The sequence below is a fragment of the Mesorhizobium sp. M7A.F.Ca.CA.002.09.1.1 genome, from assembly GCF_003998555.1.
Taxonomy (GTDB): Bacteria; Pseudomonadota; Alphaproteobacteria; order Rhizobiales; family Rhizobiaceae; genus Mesorhizobium; species Mesorhizobium ciceri.
On the sequence record NZ_RZRR01000791.1, the window covers coordinates 1 to 2,617 of the forward strand.

At 67.1% G+C, this 2,617-nt stretch carries 2 protein-coding genes; both read right to left on the minus strand.

Features of this window, described 5'->3' with window-relative positions:
- On the minus strand, nt 1-1,854 hold a 1,854-nt coding region (locus EN994_RS26295; protein WP_164746204.1), incomplete at its 3' end, for a xanthine dehydrogenase family protein molybdopterin-binding subunit.
- The coding region (locus tag EN994_RS26300) for an FAD binding domain-containing protein (protein ID WP_127307935.1) at nt 1,851-2,617 on the minus strand (767 nt) is incomplete at its 5' end. The genes EN994_RS26300 and EN994_RS26295, both read right to left, overlap by 4 nt.

Genomic DNA, 2,617 nt, shown 5'->3' on the forward strand with positions numbered 1-2,617 from the left:
CTCGGTGTGCGGCACCGACATGGCGATGGTGGTGTAGTTCTTGTAGCGATCATCTGGCGTCGAATTGGCCGGCATGGTGTCGCCGGTGGCTTCGATGTGGTCGCGGCCGACGCACTTGAGCAGTTCGGCGACGGAGACATCGGGGCCGTCGCCGCGCGGCGAAGCGATACGGCCATTGGCGACGACCAGCGTGTTGGCCTGCAGCGCGTGGAAGGGCGAGCGTGGATCGCTGATGGCGAGGCCCACCAACTGGTCGAGGGCCGAGGTTGCCGCCTTGTAGACCGCACCCGTCATCACGCCGGCCAGCCGCGAACCGCCGGTGACGCCGGCGCGCGGAAAGCGGGAGTCACCGAGCTTCACCACCACGTCGTCAGCTCGCACGCCGAGCGTTTCGGCGGCGGTCTGCGCCAGGATGGTGTAGGTGCCCTGGCCCATGTCGATCGAGGAGCTTTCGACCTCGACCGAACCATCGGCCAGGATGCGCACGAGCGCCTCGCCATAGGCGCGTCGCACCGGATAGGTGCCGGCGGCGACGCCCCAGCCGATCAACTGGTTGCCGTCGCGCATCGAGCGCGGTTCGGGTGTGCGCCTGGACCAGCCGAAGCGTTCGGCGCCTGCAGCAAAAGCCTCGCGCAACTGCCTGGTCGACCAGGCTTTTTTGGCATGTGGATCCTGCTCGGCATAGTTTCGGAGCCGGATCTCCAGCGGATCGATGCCGACCTCGTAGGCAAGCTCGTCGATGGCGCTTTCGATGCCGAAGGCTGAGGGGTTTTCGCCCGGCGCGCGCATGGCGCCCGGCACCACCGAATTGACCCGTACGACATTCTGCTTCGAGGAGAAATTCGGCGTTGTGTACATGATCGAGGTGACCGATCCGAGCGGCTCGACCCACATGCCGTCGATGGATGTTTCATTGACGCCGCGATGCACGATCGACTGGATCTTTCCCTGCACGTCGGCGCCGATCGTCACCGTCTGGCGCGTCGCCGCGCGGCCGCCATAGCCGGTAAAAGTCTGCGGCCGGGTCATCACCAGCCGCACCGGCCGGCCGAGCATTTTGGCCGCACAGGCGGCCACCGCGCCATGGCTGAGCGCCAGCGCCTTGGAGCCGAAGCCGCCGCCAATATAGGGCGACACCAGCCGCACGTTCTCGAACGGCACACCGAACCATTCGGCATAGGTGCGCGCCATGCCGTCCAGCCATTGGCTCGGCTCCCACACGGTGAGGTGGTCGCCCTCCCAGCGGGCGATCAGGCCATGCGGCTCCATCGGCGCCTGGTACTCGCGCGGCGTGTTGTAGGCGGCGCAGATGCGGACCGGCGCCGAGGCGAACGCACCTTGCGCGTCGCCCCATTCCTTGGTCATGGCATCGATCGCGATGCCATCGCCGGCTTTGGCGTCGCTGAGGTCGACGATGGCAGGCGTTTCCTCATAGCTGACCTTGACCAGTGCCGCCGCCGCGACCGCCCGCTCGAAGGTCTCGGCGACCACGGCGGCGACATGCTGACCCGAAAAGGTGATGTCGCGCGCGAGCGGGCAATACGGCTTGTCGGGCGGCGGCGTGCCGAACCAGTCCGCCGCGGTCCTCAGGCTGATGATGGTGTCCGGCGTCAGCACCTGCAGCACGCCGGGCGCCACCTCGGCGGCAGTGGTGTCGATCGCGCGCACCTTGCCCGATGCAATCGTGCTCTCGACCAGGACGGCGTAGGCGAGGCCTTCGAGCTGCTGCTCGACGGCGTATTTCGCCGCACCGGTGATCTTGGCCGGGCCGTCGATGCGCGACAGCCGGCCGCCGACGGCTTCGGCAAAAGCGCCGTCGGACGCATCCCCATGCCTGATGTTGTGAACGGTCATGCCGTCTCTCCCAATTTGCGGATGGCGCGGGCGACGACGCGCGGCGCCAGTTCGACCTTGTAGTGGTTGGCGCCATGGTCGACAGAGCCTTCGACGGCGAGCAGGCTGGCGGCGCGCACAGTGTCCGGCTCCAGCACCTTGCCCTTCAGCGCGTTTTCCACGGCCCGCGCACGCCACGGCTTGGTCGCGACGCCGCCAAGCGCGACGCGCAAATCGCGGATCGTTCGGCCGTCAGGTTCGAACTCAATGCCGACCGCCGCGCTCGCGGCGGCAAACTCATAGGATTGCCGGTCGCGGATCTTGAGATAAGTCGAACGCCGGGCAGGGGCCGAGCCGGGGATCTCGATCGCGGTGATCATCTCGCCCGGTTCGATCGCGTGTTCCCGATCCGGCGTGGTGCCGGGCAGCAGGAAAAAGTCGTCGACCGGGATGTGGCGCTCGCCCAGATGCACGATCGCATCGAAGGCGACCAGCGCCACGGCGAGGTCGCCCGGATACATGGCGATGCACGCGTCGCTGATGCCAAGCACCGCATGGCCACGGGTAACGCCGCCGATCGCCGAACAGCCAGAGCCGGGCTCACGCTTGTTGCAGGCTGGGAAATTCGCGGGATCGCGGAAATAAGGGCAGCGCGTGCGCTGCATCAGATTGCCGCCGATGGTCGCCATGTTGCGGATCTGCGCGGAAGCCGCCTGCCACAGGGCTTCGGAAATGGCGGGGAAGCTACTCTTGATGTCGGCATGGTCGGCGACATGGCTCATCC